We start from the raw sequence: 14,032 nt of genomic DNA, 5'->3' as shown, positions 1-14,032 counted from the left end.
GATGACCGAATTCGATACCTTACTTAAACCAATTTTAGACAACCTGCAGTTCTCTCCTGAGCAACCTGTTGTGGTAGTCGATCAGCTGCCCATAGGATACGGAGGGCAGCTCTCAAGACGTCTTCTCGGCTTAAAGATTGCACTTGCGATCAATCGCAAAGCAGTTTTTTTGGCCGATGGCGACAAGCCATACGTTCAGAGCATCGAGCGCCAGTTTGCGTCCAATTTTGGTGAAGAAGCTTTGCATGGTGCACCGCTGTTGAAATTGGATGGCGGCCATGATGCGCCAAAGATTGTTCAGTTGGACTATTTCGAAGCTCAGAAGAAGTTGCGTGCTGAAAACCTCTTGCTAGAAAAGTGGGTAGAAAAGAGGTTGGCGGAAAAGCACAGCCTGTCGGCCAATGACCTTGCCAAACTCGACGGATGGCTGCTTTCGTGGATCCGCTTCTTGCCGGAGTTTGAGGAGCAGCTTCGGCAGGACACTGATCGGCTAGGAGTCTGCACTACGACACTAGGTGTTCATCTCAGACGCGGGGACAAGCACGTGGAGAGCCCTTACGTTCCGGCATCTCTGATAAACAAAGCAATACATCAGATACACCGGAATTGGCCGTTTGAGAGCATCTTTCTAGCAAGCGACGATCCTGAAGCTGATTCGGTAATCGAGGCACCCACTGGCGTCCGCATAGTCTTCGACAAGACGGAAAAGCGCTACAACAATGCGAATCATAAGATGCTTATGGCCAATCCAAAGATTGCAGCTCAAGAAACATATGTCGCATTCAAGAATCTTCGGCTTCTCGCCCAATGCGGCGGAATCGTTGGGCAGGACAATGCTCACTTTGCAACGATCGCTGCCAGCCATATCCTCTACAAAGGTGGGAATTCGGATAGGGTTGTTCTTCTTAACGGGAACGCCGCAAAAGCAGATTCGGCACTAATCCAAACCTACTACGTTCTCAAACTCAACCTTCGAAAAGCGGCGAAACAGATTCTCCCCGCTGGCGTAATTCGTTTTATCAACCGCGCGACTTACTAGGAGAGAGGCTGTGTATCGCGCCATCTTCACATTGTTATTGCTGGTCAAGACCTATGGATCAAATGCGCAGGCGGAACCAGTCACAAGTCAGTTGCCGCATGAGGTCGAGCTACAAGGCTACACCCGCGTTGTTTTTGAAGACCATTTCAGCTTCTTAAGCCTTGATACAGCAGGAGTTCCTTCTCCGAACTGGTATAACGCGCTTTGGTACCAAAAGCTCAATCCCGCCAATCACATCCGTGTTGAGGACGGCCACCTAGTCTTGTTAGCTCCTCCTGGCGTCATCCGAACCTCGATCACGACAGTTCCGCGACGCGGGCTTGGCGGCAGAACTTTTCGGTATGGGTTCTTTGAAGCACGAATGAGATTTGCAAAGGATGATCTCGACTGGTCAGCATTCTGGTTGTTCAGCCGCGATCACTCACTCGGAACAGATAATGACCATTGGTGTGAAATCGACATATTCGAGAATTTTGGTGCCGATCTATTTGTAGGATCGGTTCACGATTGGACGAGAACGACACATTCGCGAAATACAAATGCTCGCTATAGACTGCTCCATCGTTTAGATTTTTCTGATTGGCACAGTTATGGACTGCTCTGGACCCCTGGAAAATTAACGTGGTTCTTAGATGGCGTCCCCGTAATCAAGACGGAGTCGCCGCCAATATGCGAACAACAGGACTTGTTCATGATCCTAGGCTCGAACAAACATACAGACGGACCGGAACACAAATTGGAAGTGGATTGGGTTCGGGTCTTGTCTCGTTAGGCCCAGATTGGAGTTGCGGGCGTGCAGATCACTTATATTGCTGACAATGAATCTCGGACGCGTCTTGATGCCCGACTGTGCTTCGCAACAGGAGCAATCGACGGACTGACATTCCTATCGTATCTCTTCGGAATCGAGCAATCGATCTATTATAGCGGGACTATCCTCCTAAAGATCGCATTGCTTTTCATTCGTCGCAAGAATTTCACGAATGCTGCGCACGCGAGCCTTCCATTTATATACGTCCTGACATTCGCGGAGATAGCCTCCGCGATAGTAAACGAGGTCGAGCTCATCTCAACCGTCAGGATCCTCGTTTTCTGCATAAACCTGTTTGTTACTCTCAACTTTGTCGGCACAAATTACTGGCGTGGACTCGTGCTCGTTAGCTTGATTGACGCCGCTACGTACTTCATTTTTGTTCGATCCGGAAATATAGGCATTGTATTCGGCAGATATCTCTTTTTCTCTCAATCCCATCCGAACCTCGGCGCAGAAATCTTCTTTGGCGGCGCCTTTGCAGCGTTGCTGACAAAAACGCCTAGAATTTCACTTCTGACCGCACCTATATTCTTCGTCCCCACGTTCCTGATGCAAGGCCGAGCTGCCGAGATCGGAATAGCGCTTGCTGCAGGGATATTGGGTTGGCAGGTACTTGGCCGATGGGGTCACCACACGCGAGTGCTGCTTATCGCGCTTTCCTCGTGCGCAATGCTGGTTGTTCTCGCTAACCTCGATCTTTCGGATATCATCAACAAGGTCCTTTTGCTCGATGATGTCCACAGGGGAGAGGGCAGCGGCGCGTCTGGCCGTGGACGCTACTGGGCGACGGCAGTGACTCTGTGGGTAGAAAACCCTCTTTTTGGTGCGGGCTCGGATTATGTAGCGCGACTAGGGCTGCTCCAGCCGCACAACTTCTTTCTTTACCCGTTAGCGTACTACGGTTTTTTGGGAGCAGTTGTGTTGATCGTGTTCATGCAGCCGCTCGTGACTGTTCTCTTGTCGGGCGCCCCAGCCATCTACCTGCTTCCGCTGCTACCCATGCTCGCCTTTAACGACCGCTTTGTAAATTTGAACGTCTACCCAGCGGTGCTGTTTCTGCATGTATTTCATCAATACGCCAAGCTTCGCTCTTCAGACAACGCAGGCACGTCTCGGGCAGTCGCCACTCCATCTGCTTCTGTAAAAGTTCGACGAAGTAGCTAGCCGGAAAGCCAATTCAGTCGGCTCAAGCAATCGGCTTTTCAGCAACAAGCCGCACTTGCGTACCCGATCTTCGCATCCAGCCATACAGTTTGCACAAGGTATGGAAGGCTCGGACGCCTAGCTTATCCCAAATAACGTTCCATTTGGGAGGCCAGCGGTGGACTATCTCCCTGGCCTGAATCACGCGAAATCCACATGCCTTAGCTAAATTGCCTATTGTAGCAGGGTTCCAACTGAACAGGTGGAAGTCTGGGTCGACCTCGCTAAACCTCTTGGACACGCTGTCGTAAGGTGTAACTATGACGATCTTGCCTCCTGGTTTTAAGACCCGGAAGAACTCTCTAATTATTCTTGTCGGTTCCTCGACGTGCTCCATCGCATGATTTGAGACTATTACGTCGGCCCAGTTGCTCTCTACCGCTGAGATATCAGAATAAATCTTCTCAATACCAAGTGCCCTCGCTGACGCGACGGCGGTCGGATTGATCTCTATTCCTATCTTGTCTGCTGCGGTCAGCGCATTTAGCAAGAAGCCGCCACCGCAACCGAAATCTATCACGTTTGACCCGGGGCTCACGAACTCGGCAAATTTGAAAAGATTCGCTTCGCCGCGAACCCGCCCGTGTGGTCGCCGCGTGAAGTAGGCTTCGTCGTAGAACTCAGCTGCTGATTTCATCTGCATATAGTCTGCCGATTGTTATTTCTGAGAAAGAGAATATCGGAACGTTCCTACCTTCATCATCGTGCCCAGTATCGTATCTATCCTCTGGTATCCTTGAATGCTGAAGTCCTTGCAACGATCACCGTCATAATAACAGATCTTTACTTTGATCACTCTTGCGCAATTGTTCTTTACACTCACTACGTGATCCAGCATGTCTTTGTTAACGAGGTGCGCTCTGGCAATCGCATCTACATCTAAGCACGGGCGATTGAGCGCATCTCGAATTACAGGCGAACTTGAGGATTCCGCAGGTCCTTGATGAACTGATCTCAATTGGCCTAAGACTACTTGAGCGGTTACAGCGGTACTCAAGAAGGTGCAGGGCGCCGTGATCGCGAAGTGCACTAAACACACATTTAGGGTGGACCGGCAGCTTAACGGAACCATGGTCTATCATCCGCCGGAATACCCGGGATCGACACTTTGATGGCGTCGCGGGCAAGTACCATTGATAGTCTCTTCCGGGCGACTACGTCGACGTGTTCGAGACTAGCAAGCAGTTGATCTCTGTATGGCCAGCCTGCGCTGCTCAGATTGATAGCGGCCGCTTCGATCAGACCGCTTTCGACCATAGCGGCAAACTCCGCCAATACGCGCGGCTGCATCTCCCCACTCAACATAGGGAAGACCGCTAAACTCATCCTGTTCCGGCGCGCCGCCATCCAGCCTTCAATTGGGCCAGTGATGTAGGATTGCTCAAGATATGACAAAGTTCTTGCTTCCAAACCATTACGCGCTCGCTCCACAGAATGGAGCATCAGCCAAAGAAACGAATCTCCCGGAATGAGCGCTATCGAGTTCCTAACTTTCTCTAGAGCTTGTTCGATCTCACGATCAGCTTCTGCCGAGGTCTTCCTCTGAACGGCTTGTTCAGCGATCGTGAGTGTTATCAGAGCATCCGCTCGAAGGATGTCCGGCTGGACAATTGATGAACTTACCCCTTCAATTCGTGTCCTAATCGTAGCCAGGGTGCCAGCCTTAAATCGTTGATCTGAAATAATCTTTTCAGTGGTATCTCTCGCCGGGACGGCAACTTGAATGGAGGGCAAAGCGGTGGCAGACCAGAGAGCGCCCCCAACGCCGCCGAGGAGAAGCAATCCACGAAGCAACACGCGCGGCAACGCTATTCGACATACCCGTAGCGGGCATAGTATTTCTGGTAGTAATAGCGCCCGTGGTAGGATTCGTAGCGTGCCAGCGCCTTTGTGTCAGCCTTATTCAGGACAACGCCGAGCAGCTTGTTCTGGATTTCCGGCGCATTACGCAGATTGTGCCGTACGACATCCGTTTTGGTCTTGCCCCACTCTACCACGAACACGTAGGAGTCGACCAACGGCGAGGTGACCCGCACGTCCACCACCGGCGCCATCGGCGGCATGTCTAGCACTACGTAATCGTATTTTGAGCGCAGCAGGCTGACTAAGGCGTGCATTGCCTTGGACGCCAGGATCTCGTTGGTGTGCAAGAGCTTCGAGGTGGTGCCGGCCGGCAGCACCGCAAGCCCAGTCTGTGAGTCGAGTGTAACGGCATCTTCAAGCTGCACTTTCTGGGCGACGACGTCGACGAGCCCTATGTTCGCGTCCGGCCGAAGAGCGCGCGACAGTGAGGGGTTGCGCAAATCGGCATCAACCAGGATCACCTTGGCTCCCGAGTGCGCCATGAGCTGCGCAAGATTGGTCGAGAGCGTGCTCTTGCCCTCATTCGGCAACGTCGAGGTCACCGCCAGTACGCGGTTCTCGCGCACGATGGAGTTGAGATCGACCGCCACCTTCAGCGAGCGCACAGCCTCGGCAAAGCGGGAGAGCGGGTTATCCACCACATACCGCAACAGGTTGGCATGAGGATCGCTCTTCGGTTTCGCGAGCCTACCTCCCAAGCCGGCGGGCGCCGTACCGCCGAGGGCCGGCACGATGGCGATGCAGTTAGCGCCTAACTGCTCCTCCACCTGCGAAGTAGTCCGGAAGACCTTGTCAGTCAGCTCGCGCGCCATGGCGGCGCCGAAGCTTAGCATCAGCCCGCCAAGCAAACTTGCCGCCAGGATGATGAGCGACTTTGGGTAGCTCTTCTTCAGCGGCGTAGTTGCCGCGCTGATCACCCGCGCCTCGGTGATCGGGAACGACTGCTGCTGCACGCTTTCCATGTAACGCTGCAGGAAATTGTCATACATCGCCTGATATGACTGCGCGCTGCTTTCCAGCTCGCGGAGCTGCACCTGCGCCTGGTTGGTGAGCTGGGATTCCGAAACGACGTTGGCGAGGCTCGACTTGATGCTCTCCTCGCGGGTCACTGCGATGTCGTAATCGCTCTTGTAGGATTCCTGGATGCGCTTCAGCTCGTCGATGATGTTCTTCTTGATCTCGGCCATCTGCCGGCGCAGGTTGACCGCAGCGAGGTGATCTGAGCCATATTTCATCGCCCAGATCGATTCCTTGGAGGCCATGTCGACATATTGGCCGCGCAGCTTGACGATGGTGTCGTTCTTCAATGCGTCGGCAACGTTGGCGTCCGGAATGTCCTGCTTGAGGATGTCGTTGATGCGGTCAAGCCGTGCCTTTGCCTCAGCAGTGGCCGCATGCGCCATGATGAGCTGACTGTTCACCTCGGCGAGCTGCTGCTCGTTCATCAGCCGCCCGCCGGTATCGACGATGTTGTTGGCAGTCTTGAAATCGACCACGGCCTTCTGCGCGGCTGAAGCCTGGGTTCGCAGCTCCTTGATGCGATCCTGCAGCCAGACGCTTGCGCGACGAGTCGCCTGGTACTTCGCCTCGAGTTGGTCGACGATATAAGCGTCGGCGATCGCGTTAGCGATCTGCGCAGCCTTTGCCGGCTCTCGCGACGTGAAGCCGATCTCCATAACATAGGTGAGACCGAGGCGCTTGATCGTGCGGCTCCTCTCGAATTGACCCAATGCACTGCGCGTCAGTTCGAACTCGGATGACGCATGGCCATCGGAAAACAGGCTAGCGACCGCACCCACGACCGCGCCAAGCAGACCACCGCCGCTGCCAGTGAATTCGGGATCATCGATCAGATGCAGATCGCGAATCACGGCGAGGCTGATGTTCTCGGATTTCAGGATCTCAACCTGGGTCTCCACCGTCGCGGAATCGACGGCGATATCACCAAGCACCGATTGCTGCTGGAACAGTTGTACCTTGCGGGTGTCGATCACCATTGAGGCGGTCGAGGTGAATTGCGGCGCGGCGGTGAAAAGATAGAGCAGCGCCAGGATCACGCAGGCCGACACGATCGCGACCATGGTCGGAAACTGGCGGCGGACGATCTCGACATAGGAGGTGAGCGTCTGGGCCGGCGAGCTTTCAACTTCGGCGTAATCACGGTTGATCTCGGACGACGGCCTATTCACCTGCAGCATTGTGCAATTCCTGAAATCGTCCAGCAACTGGTTCTGGAGGATGGCATTGGGATGAGAAAGTCACGCGAGCAAAAGCACTCGAAAAGAACCGGCAGTTGAGGGCGAATATAACACGCAGCGAAATGCGGCTGAACTCAATTGATGCAGCGCAACGGTGTGCGCACATTATAATAATTGTGTGGAAGCTTAACGCCGTAAACGCAAAACGGCGCTGCAAAGCGCCGTTCCGTCGTGGAACGATCCAGGCGGACCGCTCCTTGAAGCTCGTCTGCGCTCAGCGGCGCGGGCTGACGTTATTGGAGGCGTTGGTGATCCCGGCGGTACCTGCGGCGGAGTTCGGTGAGACGGTGTTCGCATAGTGGAATCCGCCGAAGCTCGGCGCACCGTTGTTAGCACCACCGGTGTTGCCGGGATTGCCAATCGGCCCGCCCGCGCCGGAGCTACCACCACCACCGCCGCCGCCGGTCGCGGCGATCGCGACGTCGCCGGTCGCGGCCTGGTAGGCGGCGATCACGTCGGGGTTGCCGATGCCGGCAATCGCGGTCTGGATCTCAGTGGCGAAAGCCGCATCGCTCTGCGCCGCCATGCGGGCGACCTGGGCGAGGCCGCCGACGATCGCGCGCATCTGGTCCTTGGTCGTCGCGGGATCCTTCAGAAGCGCGATCAGGCCGGGGAGCGTGGTCGGATCGGAGGCGCCGAGGTCGCGCACGCGCGAGATCAGCTGCGGGCCGCCGGTCGGATATTGCTGCAAGAGGCTGTTGGGCGACGCCTTGAACTCGGTAATGACCTGGGCCGGCAGCTGGCGCTGCGGCGGATAAACGGCGGCGCTTGCGGCTGAGGTGATCGTCGCGGCGAGGGCCGCGGCGGCAGCCATGCGAAGCGCAATCTTGATAACGCTCATAAATAGACCTCCAAAAAATCAGTTGCCCCAATCTGCTTCCTCGGCCCCGGGCAAATGGCTGTGCAGCGCGGAACCTATCCGAAGAGAAAACGGCTGTCCACTTATTCTAAAGACTTCGTAAACAGCGCAACTGCTTCAAATCTAGACACTTTTATGAAGCTGGCGCACTCGCCGCGCGGTTGTGTCAACGGTTGTCTGGCGGCCCTCGCCTCGCCCGCCGGTAGCGAGGGCATCCGCGGCCGAGCGGCCCTGCCGGGTCGGGAAGGATTGCGCAAGACCAGCTCCGAAAAGCGCAAAGAATGGAATGCTGTAGCCGGGCACCTGGAGCGTGAAGTCGAGGCACGAATGCAGCAGCGACAGCGTGGCGGTGGCCGCCGCCGCCAGCGGGATGATGGCATCGCGCCGTCGCCCGAACACGCCCTTGGCGAGAACGAGCAGCATGATCGCCCAGCCGACCGCGACCAAGAGCGCCATCGGAATGCCCACCTCGGAGGCAAGCTCGAGCGGCGTCGAATGCGCGGCATCCCAGATGCCGCGAATCGAAATGTTGGGACTGCGATAGGGCGGGAAGGCCCACTGGAAGGTACCCATGCCGGTGCCGAACAGGGGATTGTCGGCGATGATTCGAAGCGTCGATTTCCAGGCCTCGATGCGGCCCTCGTCGACCAGACCCTGGCTGTCGAATCGGCTCGAGACGCGGCCGCCGAGCAGTTGCAAGAGGCCGAGCGCGACGGCGAGGCCCGAGCCGAGCGAGATCCAGATGCCGGTGCGCGGCGGCAGGTCTTTCCGCAGGAACAGCGTGAACGAGACGATCATCGCGAACAGCGACAGGCCGACGCCGGCGCGCGATCCCGTCATGAACATCGCCATCAGACAGATCAGCAGGCAGCCAAGCTGCGGCAAGATTTGTCGTGGAGGGATTGTGCGTAGATCGAGCGACAGACGTCGCCATTCGATATGCCGCTCCGGCAAGCGGCGGCGGACACCTTCCAGGATCAGCAGCATCCAGATCACCGCGCAGGAGCCGAAATAGGCCGCCGCCGTGTTGCGGTTGATGAAGGTGCCGGTGACGCTGCCGAGATAGGCCGTCTTGTCCCGCCACAGGATCAGGGTGGGCTCGATCAGAAACGAGAGCACGCCGTACAGCGCGTAAGCCGCGCCCGAGATCGCGATCACCCACAGCAATCTTCGCGCGCGCTCGCGGTCGGCGCCGACGGTGATGCCGAGCACGATGGCGAGGATGTTGGCGAGCGGGGCGCCGAGCGCGAAGAACGCCTCGCTCTTCACGATGGACGCGGACGGGGCGATCGGCACGCCCAGAAGATCCGCGGCCTGCTTCCAGATCGGCTGGAAAGGCGCGAGGAAGGGATGATCGGACAGCTGCTCATGCAGCACGAAGGCGTAAGCCGCGACGATCACGGTGATGCCGGCGAGCAGCCACAGATGCGGCGCCCGCAGCTCACGCGTCGGCGCGAAGATCACCGCGATGCCGAGACACAGGCACCAGAATGCGATCGACAGATCGTTGGTCGAGCCGAAGGGAAACGGCGCGCTAGCAGCCACGAAGAACAGGATGAACGTGGCGGGCACGCTCCACGACCAGCGGATATGGGGAAGCCGAAGGCGCATCGTCGTTTGGGTGGGCTTTTCTTTGGCTTGTCGCGTTGGCGTTCAGAGGACGCAATCGATCGGATAGATCTTCAGATCCACGTTCAGGCGGCTGTTCCGGGTCTGCGCCCGGAAGGCGTAGAATATCCCAAGGCTATCACTCCCCGGCTCGAGTTTTATTCCAGGAGTTAATTCATCCGGTGGGACCAATAGACCGATGTGCCGGTTGATGCCGGAGATCTCGATCCGCCCCTCCCCCTCGCCGAACCGACCCTCAAGCCGGGTGACGGTGACCTTGGGCAGGCCCCGCCGCTGATGGCAGACCTCCTCCTCCCATAGCTTCGTCTGCTGGACCAACGGCCTGTCCGCTCCGTTAGGGACGATGATGCTCGCAAAGGACGGGCGCAACATTCCGAAGAACCGGCTCTCTTTGGAGTTCGCCGACAGCCGGACTGTGAACGAGAGCTCGCCCTTTTCCCCGCGAAGGCGCGACAAGATCGGCGCATCAGGTTCGGCGGAGACCACAACGTCGATGCGATGGCGAACGCCCAGCTCCCCTGCAGCAGCAAGGGCCTTACCGAGCGGAGCAGGTCCGACGGCAGCAGGAACGAGAGCCAGAAGACGCCAGAATGCTCGAAAGCGCATGAAGCCCCTTGCGACGCTAAGGGTGACCGATCACCGCCGCGCCGTGCGCAGTAGCGCCTTGATCCAAATCCCGAACTCGTAGCAGCAGCAGAACCGCTTCGATTGCTAAACGAAAATGGCACCGGGACAAGGCCCCGGTGCCATCGCTTTGGTCGATCAAGTCGGCGTCTTACGGCGCCAGCTTGACGTTGTTGCGGAAGATCAGCGCATTGTTCGAGAGATTCACGGCATCATTGCCGGTCGCCATGATCACGCGCAGGTAGTTCAGGAACTTGGCAACTTCGACGTTGCGCGAGTTCGAGACATAAATGATGTCCTGGTTCTTCATCATGACCTTGGTGGCAAGGAAGAAGCCACCCGGATCGCGGAAATTGACCGCGAAGATGACCGGGATCGTCTCTGACGTGTACTTGCTCACGTCGATGCCGAGCTGGGCGGCGACCTCACGCGGCTCGCGGCGATAAAGATATACCGCAGCCGGATCAGCCTGAGCGTCGAGAAGGCCACCCGCCTTGCCGACGGCTTCGCCCAGGTTGATGCGCCAGGCATCGAAGTTGAACTCCCCGCTCTGGCCGCTGGCACCGAACGCCAGGAACTTCTGCTGCTCGCGATAGACATAGATGCTGTCGTCGGGCCGAACATAGATATTGTTCTCAGGCGCCATCACGAGATTCTCGAACGGCACGGTCGCCCGGCGTCCGCCGCGCTCCAGCATCACCCAGGTCTCGAAGCCCTGGCCTCTGATGCCGCCGGCGCGGGTGATCGCGTCAAGCACGCGATCCTTCGCACCCGCCGCGCTCGCCGGAAAACGGACGGGCGTGTTGACTTCGCCCAGCACGCTGATGAGCTGGGTACGCTGCGACGACATCGCAACGACAACCTGCGGCTCGATCGCGCGATTGGAGATCTTCTCGACGATAGCCCGCTGGATTTGCACCGCCGTAAGGCCGGCCGCCTTGACCTGGCCGGCATAAGGCACGGTAATGAACCCGTCATTGTCGACGGATTGATCAGGAATCGTTACGAAGTTACCCGGACGGACACCGGCTTCCGCCGGGATGAACAGACCGCCTGCGGCGGCTTCGAAGATGGTAACGCTGACGATGTCGCCGATCCCGAACACGATGCTGGCCGGCGGCCGCTTGTCCGTGAACGCACCGGCGAGTCCCTTGGGCTCGTGGGTGTGCAGGATCTTTACGGTAGCCGGATTGAGCGGCACCAGTTCGTAGGCCGGCGCATTTTCAGTCTGAATCTTGTTGTTGACGTCATCCGTCAGCGGACCGGAGCCGGGATTGGTTGAACACGCCCCGAGCGCTAGAGCGGCCACCAGAAACGCCGGCTTCAATAAATAAGATTTGGCAAAGCAATACATCAATCGCGCCCCTGGAGACCCCAATTAGCTTCGATTGGTACGGCGGAGCGGACGGTGCGACAAGGGTTCCCGAGTGGTTAACGGTGCGATCGGTCGGCTAGTGTTGCGTGCGGGACACTCTTTGGGGCTTGGTTTAACCCTTTGTGACTATTTGTTGTATTTCGCGTGCCCTGTCGGCGAGCAAACCGCCGAACTCGAGGGCTCAATGTGTCGAGCGCAAGGCCGCTTGACCTCGCGGCCGTCTGCTAAGGCTGGGCCATTAAGAGTAGGAATCCCCGTGTCTGGCCTCCTTCTGATTCCGCTGTCGGCGGGTTCCCTCCTTAGCGCCGCCGATCGCCCATGGGGCACTGCCGCCCCATGTCCTGGTAGCGTGGGGCTCTCCTGCCACGGCGCACCGGTTGTTGCGGTGGCCGCCCCTGCCCCTGCTTCCGTCTGGAAATTCACCCGGACACAAGGAGCGAAGGACGGCGAGAGCTTCGCCGCGATCATGAAGACCGCGGACACGATCCAGTCGGATCCGGACTTCGCCGGCTTGATCGTCTGATGTGCGCCGAAAGGCAAGATCGACGTGCTGGTGGCCTTGATCCGGCCCTTCCCGCCCCGGCAGCCAATAGGCCAAATTTAGCCATACAGCTTAAGGGTCTTTTTAGGGGGAAAACCTAGGGTCCGGAGCACGGAGAGTGTTTCGGATGACCGCGTTTTTGATTTTCAGCTTTCTCGTAGGTGCCGTGCTGGGCCAGCGCTTTCGCGTCCTGGTAGTCCTGCCGTTGACTTTCGTCCTGATGCTCGCCGCCATTCCGGTTGGCTTGATGCTCGATCTCACCGTGGTTGAGAGCCTGAAAGACGTGGTGTTCGCCGTCATCGCCCTCCAGGGCGGCTACCTTTTTGGGTCAGGAGCGCGCTTTGGCCTTGCTGCCGCGCGGGCCGGCCGCGTGTTCGCCCGCCCCGTCAACACTGCCCGCTGATTAAGCCGACTCACACTACGCTGGACCTTCGCAGCGCGCGAAAGGCCGAAGCTCATGCTGTTCTCCCGGCAGACCTCCGTTTGAAAACGCACCGCCGGCTTGTATGGTGATCTGACCGTTTCAGGATTCCCTTCGAGCGCGCCGTTTGTCCTTCGCTTATTTTGCCCTCATCGTTTCAATCGTCTCAGCTTCCGCTCTCGAAATTGCCGGCGCCAGGATCGGTGCGCAACTCGGGATGATGGCCGCAGCGCTGAGCTTGCTGGCGGCCGCCTTAAGCACGCGAAAGGCCGACTACGAGCACTATGTTCGCGCGACCGCCTGGGGCCGGTGGATCCTGCTTGCCATTCCGCTGTGCATCGCCGCCCAACTCGTCCCTCTTCCGCTGAGCTGGGCGCATCCGATCTGGGCCAGCGCTCACGACGTCCTCGGCGGCCTGTCGCTCGGGCCGATCACGGCCGATACCGGCTTGACGGTGAACGCGCTGCTGCTGGCACTCGCGGCGGTCTCGTTGCTCGGCGTCACCATCCCGGTGGTCCGCAACCGCGGCCGTGCCGAACTGGTTCTCTTCGTGCTGAGCGGAGTGACTGCGGTGTCCGCCTTGACCTTGGACTTGCATCGGCTGTCGCCGAGCGTTGCGGCAGCCGCGCCCGCTGGCTTCACGACAACTTTGGCCGGCCTCGGTCTCATGCTCAATTTGGCCGTCATGCAGCTTGCTGCTGAACGGGCCGAAACGCGGCACTCGGTCCTTCGCTCGGTCGCGATCGGCCTTTGCGGCCTTGTCGGGGCCCTGGTCAGCGCAGCCGCGATCTTTGGGTTTTCCGGAACGAACAGCGCGATCGCAGCGGCCTTTGGGGTTGTACTGATGCTGCTGATCCTCATCATCCGCAGGCTCGATCTCTCGCCATTGGCCGCCGGCGCATTGTCGGTAGCAGCTCTGATCGGCGCGACCATCGTATTGAGCTTCCTCTTCGAAAAGAGCTCTGGACCTATCCTCATGCGGCTCGTCCCAGCCGCAGGCGGCGAGACGAAGGCCGCCCTCGAGAGGATGTTGGCCGACACACGCTGGTTCGGCGCGGGCGCAGGGACATTTTCGGCCGTCGCCAGAATCTATCAGAGCGAGGCTGGCACGACCTTGACCGCACCCTCGGCGGCCATCGCCGTCTTTGCGGTTACGGGATGGATCGGTTTGACCGCCATCATGGCAGTAAGCCTGATCGCTCTGGTGCGCCTGTTCTTCGGCGCGCTCCAGCGCGGGCGCGACTCGTTCTTCCCAGCGGCGAGCGCGGCCTGCGTTCTCTTTGCACTCGTCCAGAGCTTCGCCGGTCCGGGACTGCTGCGCCCGGCAGCAATCCTGTGTCTTTCGGTGATCGTGGGACTGGGGCTGTCGCAGAGCGTCAGCCAATCCTCATCACGATAGAGCGCCG

General features: G+C 58.3%; 13 protein-coding genes. 6 read left to right on the top strand and 7 right to left on the bottom strand.

Annotation, left to right across the window (positions count from 1 at the left end; all coding sequences use genetic code 11):
• Position 1: 1 nt before the first annotated feature.
• Genes IVA98_RS20555 through IVA98_RS20545 form a run of 3 tightly spaced genes read left to right on the top strand, consistent with a single transcriptional unit; the run spans position 2 to position 3,017 of the window.
• Positions 2-1,039 carry an O-fucosyltransferase family protein gene (locus IVA98_RS20555; RefSeq protein WP_247355411.1) on the top strand — a complete coding sequence of 346 codons (1,038 nt, stop codon included), beginning with the start codon at positions 2-4 and terminating at the stop codon, positions 1,037-1,039.
• A 10-nt stretch (positions 1,040-1,049) separates the two neighbouring features.
• Complete coding sequence (locus tag IVA98_RS36755) at positions 1,050-1,811, top strand: glycoside hydrolase family 16 protein (protein WP_247355410.1); 762 nt, start codon at positions 1,050-1,052, stop codon at positions 1,809-1,811.
• 21 nt (positions 1,812-1,832) lie between these two features.
• Positions 1,833-3,017, top strand: coding sequence for an O-antigen ligase family protein (locus IVA98_RS20545; RefSeq protein WP_247355409.1), 1,185 nt, complete (start codon positions 1,833-1,835; stop codon positions 3,015-3,017).
• A 22-nt stretch (positions 3,018-3,039) separates the two neighbouring features.
• On the opposite strand, the gene IVA98_RS20540 is transcribed toward IVA98_RS20545, so the two are convergent.
• The 7 genes from IVA98_RS20540 to IVA98_RS20510 all read right to left on the bottom strand — a co-directional run bounded on the left by IVA98_RS20540 (position 3,040) and on the right by IVA98_RS20510 (position 11,643).
• A complete protein-coding gene (locus IVA98_RS20540) occupies positions 3,040-3,699 on the bottom strand; it encodes a class I SAM-dependent methyltransferase (RefSeq protein WP_247355408.1) in 660 nt (219 codons plus the stop codon).
• Positions 3,700-4,115: 416 nt separating this feature from the next.
• The gene (locus IVA98_RS20535) at positions 4,116-4,862 is read right to left on the bottom strand and encodes a hypothetical protein (RefSeq protein WP_247355407.1); all 747 of its coding nucleotides are present in this window, start codon (positions 4,860-4,862) and stop codon (positions 4,116-4,118) included.
• A 2-nt stretch (positions 4,863-4,864) separates the two neighbouring features.
• The gene (locus IVA98_RS20530; protein WP_247355406.1) at positions 4,865-7,117 is read right to left on the bottom strand and encodes a succinoglycan biosynthesis protein ExoP; all 2,253 of its coding nucleotides are present in this window, start codon (positions 7,115-7,117) and stop codon (positions 4,865-4,867) included.
• 274 nt (positions 7,118-7,391) lie between these two features.
• A complete protein-coding gene (locus IVA98_RS20525; protein WP_247305313.1) occupies positions 7,392-8,018 on the bottom strand; it encodes a hypothetical protein in 627 nt (208 codons plus the stop codon).
• Positions 8,019-8,159: 141 nt separating this feature from the next.
• Complete coding sequence (locus tag IVA98_RS20520; protein ID WP_247355405.1) at positions 8,160-9,608, bottom strand: O-antigen ligase family protein; 1,449 nt, start codon at positions 9,606-9,608, stop codon at positions 8,160-8,162.
• Positions 9,609-9,689: 81 nt separating this feature from the next.
• Complete coding sequence (locus IVA98_RS20515) at positions 9,690-10,271, bottom strand: hypothetical protein (RefSeq protein ID WP_247305307.1); 582 nt, start codon at positions 10,269-10,271, stop codon at positions 9,690-9,692.
• A gap of 169 nt (positions 10,272-10,440) precedes the next feature.
• Complete coding sequence (locus IVA98_RS20510; RefSeq protein ID WP_247305304.1) at positions 10,441-11,643, bottom strand: polysaccharide biosynthesis/export family protein; 1,203 nt, start codon at positions 11,641-11,643, stop codon at positions 10,441-10,443.
• A gap of 406 nt (positions 11,644-12,049) precedes the next feature.
• On the opposite strand from IVA98_RS20510, the gene IVA98_RS20505 reads away from it, so the two are divergent.
• The 3 genes from IVA98_RS20505 (at position 12,050) to IVA98_RS20495 (ending at position 14,025) form a co-directional block, all read left to right on the top strand.
• On the top strand, positions 12,050-12,187 hold the full coding sequence (locus tag IVA98_RS20505) for a hypothetical protein (RefSeq protein ID WP_247355404.1): 138 nt from the start codon (positions 12,050-12,052) through the stop codon (positions 12,185-12,187).
• Positions 12,188-12,332: 145 nt separating this feature from the next.
• Positions 12,333-12,608, top strand: coding sequence for a hypothetical protein (locus IVA98_RS20500; RefSeq protein ID WP_247355403.1), 276 nt, complete (start codon positions 12,333-12,335; stop codon positions 12,606-12,608).
• Between the two features lie 235 nt (positions 12,609-12,843).
• Entirely contained in the window at positions 12,844-14,025 is a 1,182-nt protein-coding gene (locus IVA98_RS20495) for an O-antigen ligase family protein (protein WP_247355402.1), read from the top strand.
• The last annotated feature ends 7 nt before the right edge of the window (positions 14,026-14,032 follow it).

It is taken from the genome of Bradyrhizobium sp. 160 (assembly GCF_023073735.1).
GTDB lineage: Bacteria > Pseudomonadota > Alphaproteobacteria > Rhizobiales > Xanthobacteraceae > Bradyrhizobium.
The sequence above is the reverse complement of the archived record's forward strand: the minus strand, read 5'-3'. Positions and strand labels throughout refer to the sequence as shown.

Excerpts from the sequence above, each read along its gene's own strand:
- IVA98_RS20555 (WP_247355411.1), top strand. The coding sequence starts at position 2 with ATGACCGAATTCGATACCTTACTTAAACCAATTTTAGACAACCTGCAG.
- IVA98_RS20540 (WP_247355408.1), bottom strand. The coding sequence starts at position 3,699 with ATGCAGATGAAATCAGCAGCTGAGTTCTACGACGAAGCCTACTTCACG.
- IVA98_RS20530 (WP_247355406.1), bottom strand. The coding sequence starts at position 7,117 with ATGCTGCAGGTGAATAGGCCGTCGTCCGAGATCAACCGTGATTACGCC.
- IVA98_RS20525 (WP_247305313.1), bottom strand. The coding sequence starts at position 8,018 with ATGAGCGTTATCAAGATTGCGCTTCGCATGGCTGCCGCCGCGGCCCTC.
- IVA98_RS20515 (WP_247305307.1), bottom strand. The coding sequence starts at position 10,271 with ATGCGCTTTCGAGCATTCTGGCGTCTTCTGGCTCTCGTTCCTGCTGCC.
- IVA98_RS20510 (WP_247305304.1), bottom strand. The coding sequence starts at position 11,643 with ATGTATTGCTTTGCCAAATCTTATTTATTGAAGCCGGCGTTTCTGGTG.
- IVA98_RS20500 (WP_247355403.1), top strand. The coding sequence starts at position 12,333 with ATGACCGCGTTTTTGATTTTCAGCTTTCTCGTAGGTGCCGTGCTGGGC.
- IVA98_RS20495 (WP_247355402.1), top strand. The coding sequence starts at position 12,844 with ATGATGGCCGCAGCGCTGAGCTTGCTGGCGGCCGCCTTAAGCACGCGA.